The organism is Variovorax sp. F042, assembly GCF_057814215.1.
Map to the genome: position 1 here is coordinate 267,836 of NZ_JBVASX010000002.1, position 21,317 is coordinate 289,152.

Sequence of the window (21,317 nt, forward strand, 5' to 3'; positions counted from 1 at the left end):
TGCGATTCGTCGCCTGGTCTTGTACTGCGGGGGAACCCCGTGGTGGATGGATGGCTACACATTCCGGCGCGTGAGCGGACCTGCGCTACCGCGCAGCCCAGCTAGCGCATCACCGGCTGGTTGAAGGGCTGGTTGCCACCCACCTTCACAGGCCTCGCCATCTTCATTCATGACGCGTGAACTGAGCTACAGCGAATGGATCGCCCAAAGCCTAGCGCGCGCATTGCTTGCCGATGCGAGGCAACCCGGCGGCACCGCGCCCGGTGCGTTACGCGCGCGGGCTGCGGCAACGCTGGGCGCCGACGCGCCCTGGCTGAAGCCGCTGGCGGAAGCGCTCGGCAACCGGTCGCGAGCCACTTGGCGGCGCACCGACCTGCCCACGTTGGCGAAGGCGATCCATGAAATGCCTGAGTTCGACGCGGCCTTCGAGCAGGACGAGGAGCCACGCGTGCGGCGAATCATCCTTCGGCCCGCGGAGATGTTCCCCCGCCCGATGGGGCTGGACCATTTCGCGCTGCCGAACATCCCGACGCTCGCCGACCTCGCGCAGTGGCTGGAGCTCGACGCGGACCGGCTGGCCTGGCTCACATCGCCGGCACAGGCTTTTCGCGCACCCAGCGATCCCAGCGTGCAGCCCTCATCGCACTACCGCTACCAGTTGCAGCCCAAGCGCCTCGGCGGCCTGCGCCTGCTCGAGATTCCCAAGGCCGACCTGAAGCGCGCGCAGCGCCGCATCCTTGACGACCTTCTGCAGCACGTGCCCGTGCATGAAGCGGCGCACGGCTTCGTGCCGGGCCGCTCGGTCGCGAGCCACGCGGCCGCCCACGCCGACAAGGAGGTCGTGATCGGATTCGACCTGCGCGACTTCTTCCCCGCCGTTCGCGCCTCGCGCGTGCATGCCACGTGGCGCACGCTGGGCTACCCCGAAGGCGTGGCGCGCGCCCTCACCGCACTGTGCACGCACCGCACCGATGCCGCCGTGATCGAGCGCCTGCGCGACGACGGCGGGCTCGACTGGATGGGCGCCAAGCGCCTCGCCGCGCCGCACCTGCCCCAGGGCTCGCCCTGCTCGCCCGCGCTGGCCAACCTCTGCGCATTCCGGCTCGACCTGCGGCTCGAAGGCCTGGCGTGGGTCTTCGGCGCCACCTACACGCGCTATGCCGACGACCTGGTGTTCTCCGGGCCGGCCTCGCTGCGCGCGCGGTTCACCGCCTTGCGCGCCTGGGTCGACGGCATCGCGGCCGACGAGGGCTTCGAGCTGCACCCGCGCAAGGTGCGCTGCATGCCGCAGCACCGCCAGCAGCGCGTGACCGGCGTGGTCATCAACGACAAGGCCAACGCGCCGCGCGAAGACTTCGACCGGCTCAAGGCCGTGCTGCATCGCTGCACGCTCGACGGCCCCGCCAGCCAGAACCGCGCGAAGGCGGCCGACTTTCGCGGTCACCTGCTGGGCCACATCGCATGGATCGGCCAGTTCAGCCCGACGCGCAAGGCCCGGCTGATGAGGCTTTTCGACCGCATCGACTGGACGGGTACCACGCAAACGCCCTCATGAAGCTGGGGTGGACCTGATTGTTCCGTCGGCGCAAAGCGCTACAGTTTTGAAAACAACGGAGGCCCCCGCCATGCACGACATCCGGTTCACACCCGACGAGCTCTCCACCCTGCGCGAACATGGCGTCGTGCTGTTCGCCGACCGCGTGATCTTCGACGCGCAGCCGCCAATGCCGCCGCAGCAGATCGACGCCGTGCAGGCCCTGTGCGCAGGCCCCATTCCCGAAGCGCTGCTCGCGCTGTGGCAGCAGACGGCGGGCGGTCGGCTCGACTACGACCTGTCGCTCGAGATGAACGGCAACCTCGAAGCCATCAGCTGGAACGAGCTGTTCTGGAACGGCAGTGACGGCTACCACGACCTGCAGGGCTGGATCGAGCACGAACTGGAACTGGCCAAGGAAGCCGCCGAGGACGGCGGCAAGCCATCGAGCGGCAAGCTCACACACCTGCCCTTCGGCGGCTTCGAATACACCGACCGCGTCTACGCGGTGGTCGAACCCGGTGCCGGGCACGGGCAGATCGTCGCGTGGAAGAAGGGCCTGCCACCGGCCTGGACGCACGCGCTGCATGAAGACAGCGTGAACACCATCGCGCCCGACCTGCGCGGCGCATTCGCGGCGCTGCAGCTCGACGAAGACCCGCTGGCGCCCACGAGCGACTACTTCTCGGGGCAGACGCTGCTCGGCTACCTCGACGACCGCCACCAGGACCACGGGCTCGACCTCGACCTGATGGACAAGCTGGTGACCTTCTATTGCCACGCCGTGGTCGACTGGCACACGCCGCTGGCCGAAGGCACGCTGCGCCACCATCCGTCGATCGCGCGCGTGGCCTTGCGCCATGCGATCGCGGCCGACGACGCCGGGCTGGTCGCCGAACTCGCCGCCTCGGGCGTGGGCTTCGACGGGCCGCATCAGGGCAGCGCGCTCGCGACCGACGTCGCAGTGGAGCACGGCGCCTTCGCCGCAGCCGCGGCGCTGGTGCGCGCAGGCGCGCCGGTGGCGGCCGACGCCCTGCGCAACGTCGACGGGCAGATCGCTCCCGAACTCACGAGCGCGTTGCTTGCCAACGGCGCGGAGCCCAACGTGACGGCCATCGTCAAGTGCGCGGCGTGCGGAGCGCCCGCAAGCGCGCACCTGATCGCTGATGCCTGCGCGCAGGCGGGCATCGATGTGGCGCCCGCATTCGTTGCGGAGCGCGATGCGATGCTGCTCGAACTGGAGACCACGCTCGCGCAGATGCAGGACGGCACGCACGGGCACTACCTCGGGCAAGAGGGGCTCGCGGAACGCATCGAGCACCTGCAGACCTTCCGGCTCTGAAAGGCGCCGGCGCGCCGTTCGCTCAGCCGCCGTACAGCCAGGGCTGGTCGAGCAGCTTTGCGCCCAGCAAGCGCATCGCCATGTCGCGGCCCAGGCGCACGGCGCCCGTGGCATGGAAGATCTCGCCGTTGCGGCGCGCACGTGCCTGTACCTGTGCGTTGCGCGCCCAGCGCGCCTCGGCATAGCGCGCGAAGGCAGCGGGCACATCGGCCGCACGGCCGTCAGCTAACGAATCGGCCAGCGCCACCGCGTCTTCGATGGCCATGCCCGCGCCTTGCGCGAGGTACGGCACCATCGGATGCGCGGCATCGCCCACCAACGCGACACGCTCATGCGCCATCTCGGCTGCGCTGGTCATGGGGGCGCGGTCGCCGAGCGACCATGCGCGCCAGCCGGGCATGGCATCGAGCAACGACTGCAGGCCGGCGCAGCTGCGGCCCATGGCCTGCTTCAGGGCGGCGATGCTGCTGGACTGGTCCCAGTCGCGCGCGTCGCCGGCCGGGGCCGATTCGGCGATCACCACCACGTTGAGCCAGTCGCCGCCGCGCACCGGGTACGCCACGGCATGCAGGCGTGGGCCGAGCCACACATCGACCTGCTTGCGGCGCAATGCGGCAGGCAGGCTCGATTGCTCGATCAACGCGCGCCAGGCCGTGTGGCCGGTAACGCGCGGTGGCTGCACGGCAGACGCGCAATCGAGCTGCCTGCGCACCATGCTCCAGAGGCCATCGGCTCCGACGATGGCTTCGCCCTCCCAGGCGCGCGCGTCGGTGCTCGACAGGCAGACGAGGTCATCGCTGGTTTCCACCTGCCTGATCTGCGCGCCAGTCACGAGCGTGCCGGTGCCGCGCGCACGCACGGCATCGAGCAGCAGGCCGTGCAGGTCGGCGCGATGCACGCAGAAGTAGGGAGCGCCGTAGCGCTGCTGCATGGCATCGGCCAGCGGCATGCGGGCGAGTTCGGAGCCGCTTTCGGCGCTGTGCACCACCAGCGCATCGGGCCGCGCCGCGATGGCCGCGAGCCCAGGGCCCAGGTCGAGTTGCTGAAGACGCCGCGTGGCATTGGGCCCGAGCTGCACGCCGGCACCGATTTCGCCGAAGACGGCGGCCTGCTCGAAAACGTCGACCCGGTGCCGGCCCCTGGAAAGCGCCAGCGCAGTGGCCAGCCCCCCGATGCCGCCCCCGGCGACGAGGATGTGCGCGGGCATCGGTCTCAGCGGCCGTGCATGGACGGGCTGGTGGTGGCCTGGTCGGCTTCCGGTTGTTTGAGAGGTGTCTTGGGGGCGCAGCTTCCGCAGCTGTCGCACGAGCCGCAGCCCGAGGTCTTGGCGAGCGATGCAGCCAGTTCCTTGGCGCGTTCTTCGTCGACCCAGCCCGCGCGATGCGTGCCGGCCGCGAGCTTCTGTGCCGCGCCGCGGCGCCAGCCTGCGGGCATCCAGCGCCAGACCGCGTAGAACGCGGCGGCCGCGACGATCAATCCGACGATCAGTTGCTGTGCCATTTCTTCTTCAAACCTTTCATGACAGGTTTTAACCCGCTCCGAGTGCCACCGCAACGCGGTAGGTGATGAAGCAGGCCATGTAGGCCAGCGCGAACAGGTAGCCAGCCATGATCCAGACGTACTTCCACGAGCCCGTCTCGCGCTTCACCGCAGCCAGCGTCGAAATGCACTGCGGCGCGAACACGTACCAGACCAGCAGCGACAGCGCGGTAGCCAGCGACCAGCTGCCGGCGATGAGCGGCTCCAGCTGGCCCGCCACGTCGTCGCCCGTGGCCGACAGCGCGTACACCGTGCCGAGCGCACCCACGGCCACTTCGCGCGCCGCCATGCCGGGCACCAGCGCGATCGAGATCTGCCAGTTGAAGCCGATGGGCGCGAAGATGTGCTCCAGCCCACGGCCGATCATGCCGGCCAGGCTGTACTGGATGGCCGGGCCGGTCGCGCCTTCTGGCGGCGACGGGAAGGTCGACAGGAACCACAGCAGGATCGTCAGCGTCAGGATGATCGTGCCCACGCGCTGGATGAAGATCCAGGCGCGCTCGTACAGGCCCAGCGCCAGGTTGCGCGGGTTCGGCCAGCGGTAGGCCGGCAGCTCCATCAGCAGCGGCGAATGCTGCGTGTTGTCGCGGAAGCGCTTCATCACCCAGGCCACGGCCATCGCCGAGACGATGCCGAACACATACAGCGCGAACAGCACCACGCCCTGCAGGTTGAACACGCCGCCCACGGTGCGTGCCGGAATGAAGGCCGCGATGAGCAGCGCATACACCGGCAGCCGCGCCGAACAGGTCATGAGCGGCGCGATCATGATGGTCGTGATGCGGTCGCGCCAGTTGCTGATGGTGCGCGTGGCCATCACGCCCGGGATGGCGCAGGCAAAGCTCGACAGCAGCGGAATGAACGAGCGGCCCGACAGGCCCACGGTGCCCATCACGCGGTCGAGCAGGAAGGCCGCGCGCGGCAGGTAGCCCGAGTCTTCCAGCGCAAGAATGAACAGGAAAAGAATCAGGATCTGCGGCAGGAAGACGATGACGCCGCCCACGCCTGCGATCACGCCGTCGACCAGCAGGCTCTGCAGCATGCCCTCGGGCATGGCCGTCTTGAGCAGGTTGCCCAGCCCCTCGGTGCCGGCCTTGATGGCGTCCATCGGCACGTTGGCCCAGCTGAACACGGCCTGGAACATCAGGAACATGGTGACGGCCAGCACCAGCATGCCCCACACGGGGTGCAGCACCACGCGGTCGATGCGGTCGCTGGTGGCAAGGCTGCCGACCGGCTCCTTCACCGTGAGACCGAGGATGCGGCGCACCTCGCGCTGCGTGGCCAGCACGTCGTCGAGGCCCGGCGCCTGCCAGGGCTGCGGCGTGGCGGCGGCCACTGGCGTGTCGAGCGCTGCGAGCAGGCCTTGCGCGCCGCCGGTGTGCACGCCGACGGTCTCGATGACGGGCACGCCCAGTTCGCGCGAGAGCACGGCCGTGTCGACCACGATGCCCTGCTTCTTCGCCATGTCGGTCATGTTGAGCGCCACCACCATCGGCAGGCCGAGCCGCTTGGCTTCGATCACCAGCCGCAGGTTCAGGCGCAGGTTGGTGGCGTCGGTAACGCACACCAGCAGGTCGGGCAGGGCTTCCTTGCTCTGGCCGGTGACGATGTCGCGGGTGACGGCCTCGTCGGCGCTCAGCGCGTTCAGGCTGTAGGCGCCCGGCAGGTCGAGCACGAATACGCGTCGGCCCGAGGGCGTGCGCAGCGTGCCCTCCTTGCGCTCGACGGTCACGCCGGCGTAGTTGGCCACCTTCTGGCGGCTGCCGGTGAGCAGGTTGAACAGTGCGGTCTTGCCGCAGTTGGGATTGCCCAGCAGGGCGATGCGGCCCGGCTGCGCGGTGGCGGCGAGGCGGCCGGGGCCCTGGATGACGGCTTCAACCATGGTTTGCGGCTCCCGGCGTGACGTGGATCAGCGCGGCCTCGTGGCGGCGCAGTGCGAAGGTGGTGTGGCCGAGGCGCACCGCCAGCGGCTCGCGGCCCGGAATGCCGCTGGCGACGATGCGCACGGCCTCGCCCGGCACGAAGCCGATTTCGGTCAGGCGCAGGACGAGTTCCCGGTCGTCGGCGTTGTCGGGGCGCGCCACGTCGAGCACGGTGGCCCACTGGTTGTTCGGAAGCTGGTCGAGGCGCAGGGCGACGGCGGTGGTCGGCGCTGCGCCGAAATCGTTGGTTCGCACGGTGAGAGGACGCCCGGGATATCGGGCGCGCCGGTAAGCAAAACCTAGATGCTAGCAATTCTCACTCACAAATACCTGACCAACCCCTCGAAATCAGGCTCTATCGGCCCAGAAACACCAAGAAACCGGCTCAAGGCCGGGTCTCAGGTGCCTCCCTCGGTAGAGGGAAGACCACCCTGCGGGTCGATCGAGACGACGCGCGCAGTTACTGACGCACCGTCGATAACGAGTTCGGCGACGGAAATCGGCAGCTTGAACCGTCGCGGGCCCGCACTGCCCGGATTGACGTAGAGCACACCAGCGCGCTCTTCGACTTTCGGCTTGTGCGAATGGCCCGAGACGACCACGCGCACGCCGGCTGCGGGCGGGTCGATGTCGAGCTGCGCAAGATCATGAATGGCATAGAGGTGCACGCTGCCGAACTTCGCGAGCTCGGTTTCCGCGATGGCATCTGCCCACGGCTCGCGGTCGTTATTACCGCGCACAACCGTCAGCGGCGCGATAGCCGCGAGCGCTTCGAGGATGCCGGCGCTGCCGATGTCACCGCCGTGCACGATGAAGTCGCTGCCCTTCAGGAAGGCGATGGCCTCGGGCCGCATGAGCCCGTGCGTGTCGGAGATCAGACCGATGCGAAGCATGGGCAGAAGAAGAAAGTTATTCAGGCAAACCCGGGGCGACAGCCGGCAAGAAGCACGGCCCCCAAGGGCATGATCGACGGCATGCCAGAAGACATCATCGCACCGCAGCAGCCTTCCGAGAACACCGAAGAAGCACCGGCTTCGCCTCCGCCCACGCAGGACACCCCGCCGCGCGCGAGCCTGTTGCACTGGCTGGTCGGCGGCCTGCGGGCCTCGCTCCTGCTGGAGCCGCGCGTCGATGCACGACCCGCGCCCTGGCAGTTGCTGCTGCTCGTGCTGCTGCCCGAACTCGTCTGGACTGGCTTGGCGCGCCTCGAAATCGCCGGCCCCGCACGGCTCTACGAAACCGTCGGCCTCAACACGCTCTGGGTGCTCGGCGTGCTCGCGTGGCTGGGCTGGTTCGCGCTGTCCGGGCGGGCCCGCGGCGGCGGACTGGCGCGCTGGTTCGTGCTGGCCACCTGGGCGATGTTCCCGGCCAACCTGGCGCTCGGCATGCTGGCGCTGGGCTACACGCGCGGCTGGTTGCCGTCGGCGATCGCCACCTCGCCCGGCTACTGGGTCGTCTTCGGCCTGGGATGCGCGTGGATGGTGCTGGCGCTGGTGCGGTTCACCGCGCGCGAAGCCGGCGCACGCTGGCGGCTTGCGATCTTCGCGCCCGCGTTCGTGGCCCTGCTGACGCTGACCTTCTGGCAATCGCTCAACACACAGGACCGCATGTGGCAGCCCGATGCCACCAGCGCATCCACCCAGCCCGAGCGTCCGCGCATGCAGCTGACGCAGGAACTCTTCGAGGAGCAACAGGCGCTGTGGGAGCGCACGGTCGCGGCCCTGCCCGCCGGCAAGCCGGGGCAAACCAACGTCTACGGGCTGGTGTTTGCGCCCTACGCGTCTGAAGACGTGTTCCTGCGCGAAAGCAACATGGTCACCCAGTTGCTGGAGGAACGCTTCGACGCCAAGGGCCGCGTGATCCGCCTGATGAATCACGCAACCACCGCCGAGACGCTGCCCTGGGCCACCCCGCTCAACCTGCAGCGTGCCATTGCCGCGCTGGCCGAGCGCATGGACCGCGAGAACGACGTGCTGATCGTCTACCTCACCTCGCACGGCGCGCGCGACCACCAGCTGGCCGCCGCGCACTGGCCGCTGGCCGTGCCCTGGCTCACGCCGGAAGAACTGCGCGAAGCGCTCGACGAAGCCGGCATTCGCCACCGGGTAGTGGCGGTGTCGGCCTGCTATTCAGGGGGTTGGATCGAACCGCTGGCCAACGAAAACACGCTGGTGATGACCGCCGCCGACGCCACGCACACCTCGTACGGATGCGGCCGGCTGTCGGAGCTGACCTTCTTCGGCCGCGCGATGTTCAACGAGGAACTGCGCAAGACCCGCTCCTTCGAAACCGCCTTCGCAGCGGCCGTGCCGCTGATCAAGCAGCGCGAGATCGAGGCCGGCAAGGAAGACGGCTTCTCGAACCCGCAGATCCGCGTGGGCGAAAAGATCCGCCCGTTGCTCGACCAGCTTGCGCAGCGACTCGACGCCGCCTCGAAGTAGCAGCGTCGACGGGCCTGCTCCCGGGAGTTATTCCAGGAGCTGTCGCAGCACGAACGGCAGGATGCCGCCGTGCTTGTAGTAGTCGACCTCGATAGGCGTGTCGATGCGCAGGCGCACCGTCACCTCCTGGTGCGTGCCGTCGGGGCGGTGCACCACCAGCTTCACGTCCATCTGCGGCTTCAGCTCGCTGCCGATCACCACGTCGATCTGCTCGTCGCCCGTGAGGCCCAGCGTCTGCCATGAATCGGCGCCGCGGAACTGCAGTGGCAGCACGCCCATGCCGACCAGGTTGGCGCGGTGGATGCGCTCGAAGCTGCGCGCCACCACGGCCTTGATGCCCAGCAGCTGCGTGCCCTTGGCGGCCCAGTCGCGCGAGGAGCCGGTGCCGTACTCTTCGCCGCCGAACACCACCGTGGGCACGCCCTGCTCCATGTACTTCATGGCGGCGTCGTAGATGAACATCTTCTGGTTGCCCGGCTGGAACAGCGTGACGCCGCCCTCTTCCTGCGTGCCGTTGGCATCCGGCGGAATCATCAGGTTCTTGATGCGCACGTTGGCAAAGGTGCCGCGCATCATCACGTCGTGGTTGCCGCGGCGCGAGCCGTAGCTGTTGAAGTCGGCCTTGGGCACGCCGTGCGCCTTGAGCCAGATGCCCGCGGGCGAACTTTCCTTGATGGAGCCGGCCGGCGAGATGTGGTCGGTGGTGATCGAGTCGCCGAACAGCGCCATCACGCGCGCGCCCTTGAAGCCTGCGTCCGACGCGTGCGGCTTCATCTTGAAGCCCTCGAAGAACGGCGGCTCGGCGATGTAGGTCGACTTCGGCCAGTCGTACACCTGACCATTGGTGCCCTTGATGCTGCTCCAGAACTTGCCCGGGTCGGTCTTGACCTTGTCGTAGTTGGAGCGGAACGACTTGGCATTCATTGCGTAGCGCAGGTTGTCGTCGATTTCCTTCGGCGTGGGCCAGATGTCGCCGAGGTACACGTCCTTGCCTTTCTTGCCCTTGCCAACGGGCTCGGTCATCAGGTCGGTCATTACGTTGCCGGCGATGGCAAAGGCAACCACCAGCGGCGGCGAGGCCAGGAAGTTGGCCTTCAGGTTCGGGTGGATGCGCGCCTCGAAATTGCGGTTGCCCGACAGCACGGCCGCGCCGATCAGGTCGTTCTTGGTGATCGCCTCGTTGATCTCAGGCGTGAGATCGCCGGCGTTGCCGATGCAGGTGGTGCAGCCGTAGCCCGCAAGGTAGAAGCCGAGCTTTTCGAGGTACGGCAGCAGGCCTGCCTTCTCAAGATATTCGGTGACGATGCGCGAGCCTGGAGCCAGCGAGGTCTTGATGTGCGGCTTGACCGTGAGGCCGGCCTCGACGGCCTTCTTGGCCAGCAGGCCGGCGGCCAGCATCACGCTCGGGTTCGAGGTGTTGGTGCACGAGGTGATGGCCGCAATCAGCACGTCGCCGTTGCCGATGGTGACTTCGCCCTTGGGCGCCGAAGGCGCGGTGGCGCTCACGTGCGCGGCGGCGTTGGTCGAGCGGTTCGCCACCATCTCGACCACGTCGAGCGGCGCGCCTGCCGGCGGCGGGGCGGCTTCTTCGTCACCGGCCTTGCCGGCCGCGACCAGCGGATAGCGCAGCTTGAGCCTGTCGGCCGGCTGGTTGAAGCCGTTGGCGTCGTTGGGCTTGCTGTAGAGCTCCGAGAACTTGGTGGAGAGGTGGCCGAGGTCGATGCGGTCCTGCGGGCGCTTCGGGCCGGCCAGGCTGGGCGAGACGGTGCCCAGGTCGAGCTTGACGATCTTCGTGTAGTCGATGTCGCCCGGGTTGGGCATGCCGTAGAGGCCCTGCGCCTTGTAGTAGGCGGCGAAGCGCTCGACCTCTTCCTTGGTGCGGCCGGTGCCTTCGAAATACGCCACGGTCATGTCGTCGACCGGGAAGAAGCCCATGGTCGCGCCGTATTCGGGCGCCATGTTGCCGATGGTCGCGCGGTCGGGCACGGCAATGGATGCGGCGCCGGGGCCGAAGAATTCGACGAACTTGCCGACCACCTTTTCAGCCCGCAGGATGGAAGTGACGTACAGCACCAGGTCGGTTGCCGTGACGCCTTCGCGCAGCTTGCCGGTGAGCTCGAAGCCCACCACGTCGGGCGTCAGCATGTAGACCGGCTGGCCCAGCATGGCCGCCTCGGCCTCGATGCCGCCAACGCCCCAGCCGACCACGCCGATACCGTTGATCATGGTGGTGTGGCTGTCGGTGCCGACCAGCGAGTCGGGGTAATACGTTGGTTTGTCGTCCTTGTCGCTCGGGCTCTTGTAGACGCCGCGTGCAAAGTATTCGAGGTTGACCTGGTGCACGATGCCGAAGCCCGGCGGCACGACGCGGAACGTGTCGAAGGCCTGCATGCCCCACTTCATGAACTGGTAGCGCTCGTTGTTGCGCTGGAATTCCAGCTTCATGTTCAGGTCGAGCGCCTTGGACGTGCCGTAGTAGTCGACCATCACCGAGTGGTCGACCACCAGGTCGACGGGCACCAGCGGCTCGATGGTCTTGGGCGACTTGCCCAGCTTGGCGGCCACGCTGCGCATGGCGGCCAGGTCGGCCAGCAGCGGCACGCCGGTGAAGTCCTGCAGCACCACGCGGGTGACGACGAAGGGAATTTCGTCTACGCGCTCGGCGTTGGGCGCCCAGTGGGCCAGCTCTTCGACGTGCTTGGCCGAGACCTTCTGCCCATCGCAATTGCGCAGCACCGATTCGAGCACGATGCGAATGGAGACGGGCAGGCGGTCGATGGTGGGGTATTGCTTGGCCAGTTCCTTCAGGGACCAATATTTGCCGGACTTGCCAGACGGGGTCTTGAAGGTCTTGAGGGTGGACGCAAACGCATGCGCCGGGGCTTTGGCCATGGAGAGACTCCTGTTTGTTCGTGGAAGCCTCTCAAAGATATCAGGGATCAATGTCAGCCGTTGTAGTCGGTCTTCTCCGATCCCGCCTTCTGCCGCCCTGTTCCTCATCGCGAAAAATGCCGGGTAAAGGGGTGCCGCCGGCATTTGCGCGAGATCGGATCACCAACGACCGGCCGGCGTAAGCCCGGTGACCGCGCCTGCACTGCCGCGGGTGCGGCGCAGGCCGGTCCATTGCAGCTCGGCCAACACAACCACGCACGCCACCTGCGCCAGCACCCAGGCCATGCCCAGCACAGTGACCGCAAACATGCCGCTCACCAGCAGCGCGATGCACGCCACGGCCCAGCCGAAGTTGCCGGCGACGACCAGGCCGATCAGCGTGCGTGGCGGCGTGCTGCGGCTGGCCATGAAGGCCGCGGCGGCGGCATAGACCAGCAGGAACACGCCCGTACCCATGAGCAGCGGCGCCGGCAGCCCGGTCAACCCGGCCAGTGCGCCGGTGAATGCCACCTGCAGCGCGCCGGTCGCGGCGCAGGAGGCGGCGTCGGCCCACATCACGGCGGGCAGGAAGCGGGGGGATGCGAAGACGGACATGTGAATCTCCTTGGTGGTTACGCGGCAAGCCAGTCCCGCCGCGTTGGAGCCAATGATTCCGGCCAGCGTGGATCGCGTCGATGACCTGGGAGGTCATGGCGCCGCGCCGCCGCCACGCCAGAATGCGCCTCATGAACACCACCCGCTCCCATCCGACCAAGGCCAGCCAGCCCGGCGCGCGCGACCCGTTCGGCGCCCACCTGCGGCACTGGCGCACCCACCGCCGCCTGAGCCAGCTCGACCTGGCGCAGGAGGCCGAGGTCTCGACCCGCCACCTGAGCTATGTTGAAACCGGCCGCGCCGCGCCCAGCCGCGAGATGGTGCTGCGCCTGGCCGAGCGGCTCGAGGTGCCGCTGCGCGAGCGCAATGCGTTGTTGGTGGCCGCCGGCTTCGCGCCGATGTACCGGCAGCGCTCGCTCGACGATCCGGCAATGGCCGCCGCACGCCGCGCGGTCGATCTGGTGCTGAAAGGCCACGAGCCCTTTCCCGCGCTGGCCGTGGACCGCCACTGGAACCTGGTCGCGCACAACGCGCTGGTGCCGCTGCTGATGGAAGGCGCCTCGCCCGAGCTGCTGAAGCCGCCCATCAACGTGCTGCGCCTGAGCCTGCACCCCGACGGCGTGGCGCCGCGCATCGCCAATCTCGCGCAGTGGCGCAGTCACCTGCTCGAACGGCTGCAACAGCAGATCGCCGCCACCGGCGACGCGGTGCTGCAAGCGCTGCACGATGAACTCGCAGCCTATCCCCCGCCCGCCGTGAGCCATGACGCGCCCGTCATCGACACCGCGCTGTCGGCGGTGGCCGTGCCTTTTCAGGTGGTCATGCCCAGCGGCGTGCTGAGCTTCATCAGCACCATCACGATCTTCGGCACGCCGGTCGACGTCACATTGCAGGAACTCGCGGTGGAGTCGTTCTTTCCGGCGGATGAGCAGACGGCGGCAGCGCTGACGGCACTGGCTGCGCAGCAGCAACAGCAGGCGCGCTGAGATCGGCCCTGCCGTCTGCATCGCGCGGCGGGCCTTCGAAGTCGTCCACCTGGATGACCTTGTCGGCCGCTTTCAGATAAGCGAGCGCCAGTTCGGGGTCGGGTGCCGAGCGGGCCGCCTCTTCGAGCGAGTTCGTGCGGCGCAGCGCCTTGTTGAGCGCAGCCGTGGCGTCGCCTAGCTGCGCGCCCAGTTCCATCGCGTACATCAGATCGCGCAGGCCGCCGGCGGCGGGCTCGCTCAGGTCGGGCGCCAGGCGTTCGACGATGCGCGGGTTCTTGCGCAGCAGGTCAGCCAGTTCGAGCAGTTGCACGTCGCGCAGCGGCGCCAGGTGCGCGGTGCGGCGCAGTACCAGCGCACCGATCACGCGCCGGCCCGCCGTCGGCAGGTTGGCGTAGAGATCGCGCAGGATCTTGCCGGCCTCGTCGATCTGCAGGCGGATCGCAGCCCGTGCGAAGGGCAACAGCTCCGGTGCCGCATCGACGCGGTAGCGCCAGATGCACGAACTGGCCAGGTACAGGTGCGCGAGCACATCGCCCAGGCGCGCCGACAGCAGCTCCATGCGCTTGAGCTTGCCGCCGAGCATGCCCATCGCGAGATCGGCCGTGAGCGCGTACTTGGCGCTCATGCGCGCGACGAGCCGCGCTTCGTGCATCAGCTCATCGGGCGGCGTGCCGAACACCGGCGCGCCGAACAAGCTGCGCCACAGGTTCACCGCCACGTGCCTGCCGTGCGCCATGAGCGCCTTGCCGAGCGCGGTCTCGTCCTTCGCTTGCACGGCTGCCATTTCGTCGAGCACATGCGGATGGCATCGCACCGCGCCCTGCCCGAACACGATGAGCGCGCGCGTGAGGATGTTCGCGCCCTCCACCGTGATCGCGATCGGCGCCTGCCGGTAGGACACGCCGAGCAGGTTCGACGGGCCGGAGATGATGCCCTTGCCACCGAGGATGTCCATGCCGTGGTTGACCGCGCGGCGTCCGGCTTCGGTCAGCTGCACCTTGAGGATGGCACTGGCCACGCTGGGCCGTTCGCCCTTGTCGAGCGCGGCCGCCGTGAAGCGCCGCGCCGCATCGGTCGCGTACAGCTCGGCCGACATCTGCGCCACCAGCCCCGCGACCGCGTGGAACTTGCCGACCGGCATGCCGAACTGTTCGCGAATTTGCCCATAACCATTGCTCACGTAGAGCGCTGTCTGCTGCATCGCCGAGCCCAGCGCCGGCAGCGAGATCGCACGGCCCGCGGCCAGGCACTCCATCAGCATGCGCCAGCCCTGCCCGACCTGCTGCTCGCCGCCGATGATCCAGTCCATCGGCACGAACACCTGACGGCCGTGGATCGGGCCGTTCATGAAGGCGCTGTCCATCGGGCGATGGCGGCGGCCGATCTCCATGCCCTCGTGCGGCACTGGAATCAGCGCGCAGGTAATGCCGAGTTCGCGCTCGCCCTCGGGCCCGCTTTCGTCGATGGCGTGGAAGGCCAGCCCGACCACGGTGGCGACCGGCGCGAGCGTGATGTAGCGCTTGTCGAAATCGACCAGGAAGCCGCGCGTCATGCGGCCGTTGAATTCGCGCTCGACCACCACGCCACGGTCGGGAATCGACGCCGCATCCGATCCCGCATACGGCGATGTCAGGCCGAAGCACGGCAGCTCACGGCCGTCGGCAAGGCGCGGCAGGTAGTGCTCTTTCTGCGCATCGGTGCCGTAGCGCAGCAGCAGTTCGGCAGGCCCCAGCGAGTTGGGCACCATCACCGTGACGGCCGTGGCCACGTTGACGGTGGCGATGCGCGCCACCACCGTAGCGTGTGCATGGTGACCGAAGCCGAGGCCGCCGAATTCCTCGGGAATGATCATTCCGAAGAAGCGCTTCTCGCGCAGGTAGCGCCACACCTCGGGCGGCAGGTCGTGCGCCTGGTCGATGGCGTGGTCGTCGAGCATGTGGCATAGCTCGCGCACTTCGTTGTGGAGAAAGGCCTGCTCGCGTTCGGTGAGCTGGTTGGGGCCCATGGCCGCCAGTGCATCGAAGTCCGGGCGGCCTGCGAAGAGCTGGCCTTCGAAGCCGACGGTGCCCGCCTCGAGCGCCGCGCGCTCGGTGTCGCCCAGCGGCGGGAGCGCCTTCGAGAATGGCTGCATGGCCCATCGGCCGATCAGTGTCGCCAGAGGCATGGTGCGTCTCCTTCCGCGACGAATGCGCGCGGATTGGCACCATTCTTGAGGCTTGTGGCTGGCCCCAAGGGCCGGTCAAGGGCTCCCCGGCCTGTCGGAGACGGACGCGCCTACCGCTTCTTCGGAGGCTGGGCCGCAGCAGCGGCGGCTGGATCCCGCCAGCCATATTCGACATAGCGCCGGATGACCAGGCAGCCCGGCGGCGAATCGATCAGCGAGACCGACGAGGTCGGCTCCTTCTCGTCGGTGTAGACCGCGTAGTTGGGCAGCAGCCGCGTCATCTTGTAGCTCGCCAGCTCCTGCTGGCCGACGCTCGCGCAGGTGAAGGGCGCGACCGAGATGCGCTCGGCCGACACGGTGCAGGCGCCACTGTCGTCGGGAATGGCGGTGATCGACGCAGCCACGCCGGCGTTCGGAAACTCCATGCCGATCAGCGAGAACATCGGCCCTGCGTCGGGGCGCTTTCGGTCCCAGTCGAGCAGCACGTCGTGGCTGCGAGCACCCTGCACGGTGAGCGTGGAAAGCCGCGTGATGGCCGGCAGGCAGCGCTTGATGCCCACGCTGGTGGCAGCGCGCGTGAGCGTGTCCTGCGGGGCCGCGGGCGGAGCCTGGGGCACCAGCACGCCTTGGGCAAGCGCGGTGCCGGCAGCGGCCCATGCAAGGGCGGCAATCAACAGGCGGGAGATTCGTTGGGTCGGCTTCATCCCGGTCCTCATGCGTAAAGGTTTTCGATGGCGGCGGTGTAGGCGCGCACGTTGTCCTCGCCCTCGGGGTCGAGTGTGGCGATGAAGCGGCGCGCGCGCTCGCGGTAGGCCGGCAGGTTGGCGTCGTGCTCGGCAAAGGCGCGCTGCAGGGCGCGGCCGCCCTCCTCGCAGTCGAAGCCGTGGTAGCGGTAGCCGCAGTCGCCGATGAGGTGCGAGTTGTGGACGAGCGGGTAGCCGCCGTACAGCGCCTCGTAGTAGAGGTAGTTCTGCGCGTTCTCCCAGTGGTGCGCGAACACGGCGTCGATCTTGCCGGGCATCACCTGGTACATCGGAAAGCGCCCCTCGAAGGTGGCCAGCCCGTGCTGCACGAGGTCCAGGCTCTGCGCGAAGCCGATGAACAGCGGCTTGTCCTTCAGGTGAAAGCTGTTGTAGACCCACATCTTCTCGATCAGCCGCGGCTGCGCGCGATGCGCCGCCTCGCAGCCGAGCATTGGGATGAAGCTGGTCTTCACCATGCAGATGTTGGGCTCGAAGATGGCCACGCGCCACTGCTTGCGGCCGGGCTCGTAGACAAAGGGCGGGCTGTCCGCCGACGCGCGGGCCATGGCGCGCTCCAGCACCATCGGGCTCCAGAGGTGGGGCATGAGCCGCACCGGCGCGCGGAAGGTGCTCTCGAAGTAGGGCTTGCACGACACCTCGTACTCGGGAATCGTCCAGACCTCGTCGTAGGGCGCGCCTGAGATCAGCAGGCCGTGCGGCTTGTCGAAAATCATGCGCTCGATGTCGATCACGTAGTCGTTGCCCACGCGCATCGAGACGATCTTGCCGCCGCGCTCACGGAACGCCACGGACCACGGCATGGCCAGCTGGGCGCTCATCTCGATCATGAGGTCGAGCTCCTGCGCTGCCGTGGCCATGTCGATGATGGGCACCGGCGAATCGGCGAGGAAGTTGGTGGCGTCCGCCGGGCCGCCGTCGCCACCGCCGGCCACCAGCACAGCGCTTTCCACGCGCGGCGAACGCAGCAGCAGCATCACGAGGAACAGGCAGTTCTGGTAGACGCCGTTTTCCCACAGGCTCTGCTCACCCTTGCGGATGAAGATGGAAACGCCGACCTTCAGCCTGGCCGGCATGGCGGTCTTTTGTTGCTGCGCCTCGTTCATGCGGCAGCCTTCACGCCGTCGGCACGGAATGCGGCATTGCCACCCACCAGGTTCAGCAGGCGCTGCGCATAGCCGTCGACGTTCGCGGGGTTGAGCGGATCGACCGCGTCGAAGACGCGTTGCGAGCGGGCGCGATAGTCGTCCAGCTGCCGGTCGTGATTGCGCACGGCCTGCTGCAGTTGCGCCGCGCCGGCTGCCACGTCGAAGTCAGGGTAGTAGTAGCCCGCATCGCGCAGCCAGGGCGAGTTGTGCACCAGCGGGTAGTTGCCGTAGAGCGCATCGAGGTAGCTGTAGTTCTGGTCGTTCTGCCACTGGTGCGAAACCACTGCGTCGGCAAACTGCACCATGAAGCCCGCGAAGTCGTGCCGGCCGTGGAAGATCGCCTTGTGCTGGCGCACGATGTCGAGCGAGTTCGCCAGGTACAGCATGGTCGGGTGGTCCTTGATGTGCAGGGTGTTGAGCACCTGCATCGAGGTCACGGCCGCCGGGTCTGCGCGATAGGCCCCGTCGCAGATCAGCATGGGCACGCTGCTGGACTTCACCACCGAGATGTTGGGCTCGAAGATCGCCACCCGAAAGCCCGGCTGCTGCGCCGTGCGCGGCGTGTAGCCGAAACGATGCCCCGCGGCCTCGACCTCCGCGACGCGCTGGGCCAGGAACTGCGGCGACCAGAGGTACGGCACCTCGAACACCGGGCAGCGATGCATGGTGCGCATCATGGGAGCGAACGCCTCGTCCTTGGGCAGCAGCCACACCTCGTCGCAGCGCTCGGGCTTGCTGAAGTGGCCCTTGTCGGTGAACACGATCGGCTCGGCCAGCGCCGCGAAAGGCTGGCCCACGCAATGGAACACCACGCGGCCACCGCATGCGCGAAAGTAGGAGAGCCATTGCACGTCGAGCGCGCCGGCCATCTCGATGACTACGTCGAGCGCATCGGTCAGCTCGCGCGCCCGCCCGAAGGCCAGGCCCATGGCAGCAAGGTCGACCTGGGGCGGCATGCTCGGCTGGTCGCCGGCGTCGATCAGGGTGACGGATTCGACGAACCCGATGCGTTGCAGCAGCCGGGCAAGAAACAGGACGTTCTGCCCCATCCCGTTCTCCCAGATGTTCTGCCCCGCGTGGGTGAGGACTGAAATACCAATGCGCATGGGGGCGAAGTGTGTACCAAAAGAAAAGGCTCCCGCACCATCACAGCGCGGGAGCCGGCCGGTCACTGGCCGATTCAGTGGCTTATTTCCACTTCCAGCCGATGCCGGCGTTGACGCCCCACTCCTTGCCCGTGGTCGTCAGGCCCGCGCCCCAGGACATCTTGCCGTCGTCGGACAGGGCCTTGAAGGTCAGCGCCACAGCGCTGTAGCCCTTGTAGCTGCCGAGGCCCACGCCCACCGTCTTCTCGCCGGGGTACAGCGTCGGCAGGTAGGTGCCCGACATCGCGAAGGCCATGGCCGTGCCCGAGTAGGCAATGCGGGCCACGTCGCCGACCTGGCTCTGCACCTGGTTCAGCTGGCTCATGTTGACCGCGTCGCCCGGCAGGATGCCCGGCGCCACGTTGCTGATGCGCGTGCCGCCAGTTGCCTGGCCGTTGCCCAGCGTGATCTGGTTGTAGTTGACCGAGCCGTCCGGGTTGGTCGCGTACTGCACGCTGCCGGCCTTCGCGGCGGCTGCCGATGCCTTGAGCTGCGCCACGTTGGTCGCGTCGCTGTCGGCCGTGCCTGCTGCCACGCCCGTGATCTGGCGGTACTGACCGTTGGCCGCATCGCCCACCGACACCGCGGCCTGCGTGCTGGTGGTTGCATTGACGGCTGCCTGTTGCTGTGCCGACGCACCGCCCGGCACGTAACCGGCCACGCCCGCCGCGGTGGAAGCCACCGAGCCCGAGCCCAGTGCGACGCCGCCGCTTTGCGTCACGATCGCGCCGAAGCCGATGGCCGTGCCCTGCGAGATGTTCTGCGCCTTGCTCAGCTGCGTGCCGCCGGCATCCGCGTTGTCGCCCAGCGCCACGCCGCCGCCGCCCGCGCGGGAGTTCACGCCGATCGCCTGCGAGCCCGTGGCCAGCGCCCCTGTGCCGATGGCGATCGCGTTCGCACCCGTGGCCTGGGCGCCGAAGCCCACCGCCACCGCGCCGTCGGCCGTCGCCTTCGCACCGTTGCCGGCCGCAAAGGAGTTGGCGCCGCTGGCCACCGACTGCGGGCCGATCGCCACGGCTTCCTGGCCGCTGGCGTCTGCGTCTGCCGCCGTCGAATTGGCGTGGAAGTACTTGGTGCCCGTGTTGTAGATGTTGTTGACCGACGTGCTCAAGCTGTTGACGTTGACATTGGTCGTGCTCAGGCCGGTCGACAGGCTGCCGACGCCGGTCGAGAGACTGGCGATGTTGCTGGTCGCAGTGCTCAGGCCCGACGAGGTCGAGGTCGACAGGCTTGCGAGGTTGCTGTCGGTGGTGCTCAAGCCGGTCGACAGGCTTCCGATGCTGCTTGTCGCGGTGCTCAAGCCTGTTGAAGTCGACGTGGACAGGCTGTCGATGCTGCTCGTGGCGGTGCTCAGCCCCGTGGAGGTCGAAGTCGACAGGCTGGCAATGGCGCTCGTCGAACCGCTCAGGCTCGTCGACAGACTCGCCACATTGCTGTTCGTCGTGCTCAGGCCGGTCGACAGGCTGCCGATGCTGCTGGTCGCCGTGCTCAGGCCCGTCGAAGTCGAAGTCGACAAGCTGTCGATGCTGCTCGTGGCAGTGCTCAGACCCGTGGAGACCGAGGTCGAGAGGCTGGTCACATTGCTGTTCGTCGTGCTCAGGCCGGTCGACAGGCTGCCGATGCTGCTGGTCGCCGTGCTCAGGCCCGTCGAAGTCGACGTGGACAGGCTGTCGATGCTGCTCGTGGCGGTGCTCAGCCCTGTGGAGGTCGAAGTCGACAGGCTGGAGACGCTGCTGTTCGTCGTGCTCAGACCGGTCGACAGGCTGCTGATGCCCGTCGAAGTCGATGTGGACAAACTGCCGATGCTGCTTGTGGCGGTGCTCAGCCCTGTGGAGGTCGAAGTCGACAGGCTGGAGACGCTGCTGTTCGTCGTGCTCAGACCGGTCGACAGGCTGCCGATGCTGCTGGTCGCGGTGCTCAGGCCCGTCGAGGTCGACGTAGACAGGCTGTCGATGCTGCTCGTGGCGGTGCTCAGGCCCGTGGAGGTCGAGGTCGACAAGCTCGAGACGTTGCTGTTCGTCGTGCTCAGGCCGGTGGACAGGCTGCCGATGCTGCTCGTCGCAGTGCTCAAGCCAGTCGAGGTGGAAGTCGACAGGCTGGCAATACCGCTGGAAACCGAGGTCGACAGCGAAGTCAGTTGGCCGAAGTTCACCGCGTCGGTGGGGTTCACACCCGCGGCAACGTTGGTCAGGATGACCGGCGATGTCGCACCAGCGCCGCCCAGCGTGACCTTGGTGTGAGTCGCATCGTCGTACTGGACCGAGTTCGCGACGCCCGTGGACAGGCTGCCGATGCTGCTGTTGGCGGTGCTGAGGCCGGTGGACAGGCTGCCGATGTTGCTGTTGGCGGTGCTGAGGCCGGTGGACAGGCTGCCGATGTTGCTGGTGGCGGTACTAAGGCCGGTCGAGGTCGAGGTCGACAGGCTGGTCACATTGCTGTTGGTCGTGCTCAGGCCGGTCGACAAGCTGCCGATGCTGCTTGTGGCGGTGCTCAGGCCGGTCGACGTTGAAGTCGACAGGCTGGTCACGTTGCTGTTCGTGGTGCTCAGGCCAGTCGACAGGCTGCCGATGTTGCTGGTCGCCGTGCTCAGACCGGTCGACGTCGAGGTCGACAGGCTGGTGACATTGCTGTTCGTCGTGCTCAGGCCCGTGGACAGGCTGCCGATGCTGCTTGTGGCTGTGCTCAGGCCAGTCGAAGTCGAAGTCGACAGGCTGGCGACATTGCTGTTCGTCGTGCTCAGGCCCGTGGACAGGCTGCCGATGCTGCTTGTAGCTGTGCTCAGGCCAGTCGAGGTCGAAGTCGAGAGGCTGGTGACATTGCTGTTCGTCGTGCTCAAGCCAGTCGAC

The 21,317-nt window shown here is 67.9% G+C and carries 16 protein-coding genes and 1 pseudogene; 4 read left to right on the forward strand and 13 right to left on the reverse strand.

The genetic code is table 11. From position 1 onward, the window contains the following. Positions 1 to 169: 169 nt before the first annotated feature. Both ACZYSP_RS09780 and ACZYSP_RS09785 read left to right on the forward strand, forming a co-directional pair. Entirely contained in the window at positions 170 to 1,555 is a 1,386-nt protein-coding gene (locus ACZYSP_RS09780) for a reverse transcriptase family protein (protein WP_489014011.1), read from the forward strand. A 70-nt stretch (positions 1,556 to 1,625) separates the two neighbouring features. Then, positions 1,626 to 2,876 carry an SMI1/KNR4 family protein gene (locus ACZYSP_RS09785; RefSeq protein WP_489014013.1) on the forward strand — a complete coding sequence of 417 codons (1,251 nt, stop codon included), beginning with the start codon at positions 1,626 to 1,628 and terminating at the stop codon, positions 2,874 to 2,876. Between the two features lie 22 nt (positions 2,877 to 2,898). Here the strand turns inward: ACZYSP_RS09785 and ACZYSP_RS09790 are convergent, their stop codons facing one another. From ACZYSP_RS09790 to ACZYSP_RS09810, 5 genes are all read right to left on the reverse strand, one after another. Next, positions 2,899 to 4,083 carry an FAD-dependent monooxygenase gene (locus ACZYSP_RS09790; protein ID WP_489014015.1) on the reverse strand — a complete coding sequence of 395 codons (1,185 nt, stop codon included), beginning with the start codon at positions 4,081 to 4,083 and terminating at the stop codon, positions 2,899 to 2,901. A 5-nt stretch (positions 4,084 to 4,088) separates the two neighbouring features. Then, positions 4,089 to 4,376, reverse strand: coding sequence for a DUF6587 family protein (locus ACZYSP_RS09795; RefSeq protein WP_097199776.1), 288 nt, complete (start codon positions 4,374 to 4,376; stop codon positions 4,089 to 4,091). Positions 4,377 to 4,404: 28 nt separating this feature from the next. Continuing rightward, on the reverse strand, positions 4,405 to 6,300 hold the full coding sequence (gene feoB / locus ACZYSP_RS09800) for a ferrous iron transporter B (RefSeq protein WP_093049588.1): 1,896 nt from the start codon (positions 6,298 to 6,300) through the stop codon (positions 4,405 to 4,407). Then, a complete protein-coding gene (locus tag ACZYSP_RS09805; protein WP_093049585.1) occupies positions 6,293 to 6,595 on the reverse strand; it encodes a FeoA family protein in 303 nt (100 codons plus the stop codon). The genes feoB and ACZYSP_RS09805 overlap by 8 nt, the downstream gene beginning before the upstream one ends. A 143-nt stretch (positions 6,596 to 6,738) precedes the next feature. Further along, entirely contained in the window at positions 6,739 to 7,233 is a 495-nt protein-coding gene (locus tag ACZYSP_RS09810) for a metallophosphoesterase family protein (RefSeq protein ID WP_489014018.1), read from the reverse strand. A gap of 81 nt (positions 7,234 to 7,314) precedes the next feature. Between ACZYSP_RS09810 and ACZYSP_RS09815 the strand changes: the two genes are divergently transcribed. Then, entirely contained in the window at positions 7,315 to 8,781 is a 1,467-nt protein-coding gene (locus ACZYSP_RS09815; protein WP_489014020.1) for a C13 family peptidase, read from the forward strand. 27 nt (positions 8,782 to 8,808) lie between these two features. On the opposite strand, the gene ACZYSP_RS09820 is transcribed toward ACZYSP_RS09815, so the two are convergent. Beyond that, entirely contained in the window at positions 8,809 to 11,673 is a 2,865-nt protein-coding gene (locus tag ACZYSP_RS09820) for an aconitate hydratase (protein WP_489014022.1), read from the reverse strand. Between the two features lie 159 nt (positions 11,674 to 11,832). Continuing rightward, positions 11,833 to 12,267 carry a hypothetical protein gene (locus ACZYSP_RS09825; protein WP_093172118.1) on the reverse strand — a complete coding sequence of 145 codons (435 nt, stop codon included), beginning with the start codon at positions 12,265 to 12,267 and terminating at the stop codon, positions 11,833 to 11,835. A gap of 131 nt (positions 12,268 to 12,398) precedes the next feature. On the opposite strand from ACZYSP_RS09825, the gene ACZYSP_RS09830 reads away from it, so the two are divergent. Next, a complete protein-coding gene (locus ACZYSP_RS09830; protein WP_489014024.1) occupies positions 12,399 to 13,253 on the forward strand; it encodes a helix-turn-helix domain-containing protein in 855 nt (284 codons plus the stop codon). Here the strand turns inward: ACZYSP_RS09830 and ACZYSP_RS09835 are convergent. From ACZYSP_RS09835 to ACZYSP_RS09860, 6 genes and pseudogenes are all read right to left on the reverse strand, one after another. Beyond that, on the reverse strand, positions 13,150 to 15,417 hold the full coding sequence (locus ACZYSP_RS09835) for an acyl-CoA dehydrogenase (protein WP_489014026.1): 2,268 nt from the start codon (positions 15,415 to 15,417) through the stop codon (positions 13,150 to 13,152). The genes ACZYSP_RS09830 and ACZYSP_RS09835 overlap by 104 nt on opposite strands. A gap of 110 nt (positions 15,418 to 15,527) precedes the next feature. Beyond that, complete coding sequence (locus tag ACZYSP_RS09840; RefSeq protein ID WP_097199780.1) at positions 15,528 to 16,121, reverse strand: hypothetical protein; 594 nt, start codon at positions 16,119 to 16,121, stop codon at positions 15,528 to 15,530. Between the two features lie 8 nt (positions 16,122 to 16,129). Further along, positions 16,130 to 17,284, reverse strand: a complete 1,155-nt coding sequence (locus ACZYSP_RS09845) for a DUF2827 domain-containing protein (RefSeq protein WP_489014028.1) — start codon at positions 17,282 to 17,284, stop codon at positions 16,130 to 16,132. After that, positions 17,281 to 18,432 carry a DUF2827 domain-containing protein gene (locus ACZYSP_RS09850; protein WP_489014030.1) on the reverse strand — a complete coding sequence of 384 codons (1,152 nt, stop codon included), beginning with the start codon at positions 18,430 to 18,432 and terminating at the stop codon, positions 17,281 to 17,283. Before ACZYSP_RS09850 ends, ACZYSP_RS09845 begins: the two co-directional genes overlap by 4 nt. A gap of 82 nt (positions 18,433 to 18,514) precedes the next feature. Beyond that, a complete protein-coding gene (locus ACZYSP_RS09855) occupies positions 18,515 to 18,925 on the reverse strand; it encodes a YadA-like family protein (protein WP_489014516.1) in 411 nt (136 codons plus the stop codon). Beyond that, positions 18,911 to 21,317 (reverse strand): annotated as a pseudogene (locus ACZYSP_RS09860) (YadA family autotransporter adhesin); the annotation flags it as partial. The pseudogene ACZYSP_RS09860 and the gene ACZYSP_RS09855, both read right to left, overlap by 15 nt.

Bases quoted from the DNA above. Each gene is read 5' to 3' on its own strand.
- ACZYSP_RS09780 (WP_489014011.1), top strand. From the start codon at position 170: ATGACGCGTGAACTGAGCTACAGCGAATGGATCGCCCAAAGCCTAGCG.
- ACZYSP_RS09785 (WP_489014013.1), top strand. From the start codon at position 1,626: ATGCACGACATCCGGTTCACACCCGACGAGCTCTCCACCCTGCGCGAA.
- ACZYSP_RS09790 (WP_489014015.1), bottom strand. From the start codon at position 4,083: ATGCCCGCGCACATCCTCGTCGCCGGGGGCGGCATCGGGGGGCTGGCC.
- ACZYSP_RS09795 (WP_097199776.1), bottom strand. From the start codon at position 4,376: ATGGCACAGCAACTGATCGTCGGATTGATCGTCGCGGCCGCCGCGTTC.
- feoB (WP_093049588.1), bottom strand. From the start codon at position 6,300: ATGGTTGAAGCCGTCATCCAGGGCCCCGGCCGCCTCGCCGCCACCGCG.
- ACZYSP_RS09810 (WP_489014018.1), bottom strand. From the start codon at position 7,233: ATGCTTCGCATCGGTCTGATCTCCGACACGCACGGGCTCATGCGGCCC.
- ACZYSP_RS09815 (WP_489014020.1), top strand. From the start codon at position 7,315: ATGCCAGAAGACATCATCGCACCGCAGCAGCCTTCCGAGAACACCGAA.
- ACZYSP_RS09820 (WP_489014022.1), bottom strand. From the start codon at position 11,673: ATGGCCAAAGCCCCGGCGCATGCGTTTGCGTCCACCCTCAAGACCTTC.
- ACZYSP_RS09825 (WP_093172118.1), bottom strand. From the start codon at position 12,267: ATGTCCGTCTTCGCATCCCCCCGCTTCCTGCCCGCCGTGATGTGGGCC.
- ACZYSP_RS09830 (WP_489014024.1), top strand. From the start codon at position 12,399: ATGAACACCACCCGCTCCCATCCGACCAAGGCCAGCCAGCCCGGCGCG.
- ACZYSP_RS09835 (WP_489014026.1), bottom strand. From the start codon at position 15,417: ATGCCTCTGGCGACACTGATCGGCCGATGGGCCATGCAGCCATTCTCG.
- ACZYSP_RS09840 (WP_097199780.1), bottom strand. From the start codon at position 16,121: ATGAAGCCGACCCAACGAATCTCCCGCCTGTTGATTGCCGCCCTTGCA.
- ACZYSP_RS09845 (WP_489014028.1), bottom strand. From the start codon at position 17,284: ATGAACGAGGCGCAGCAACAAAAGACCGCCATGCCGGCCAGGCTGAAG.
- ACZYSP_RS09850 (WP_489014030.1), bottom strand. From the start codon at position 18,432: ATGCGCATTGGTATTTCAGTCCTCACCCACGCGGGGCAGAACATCTGG.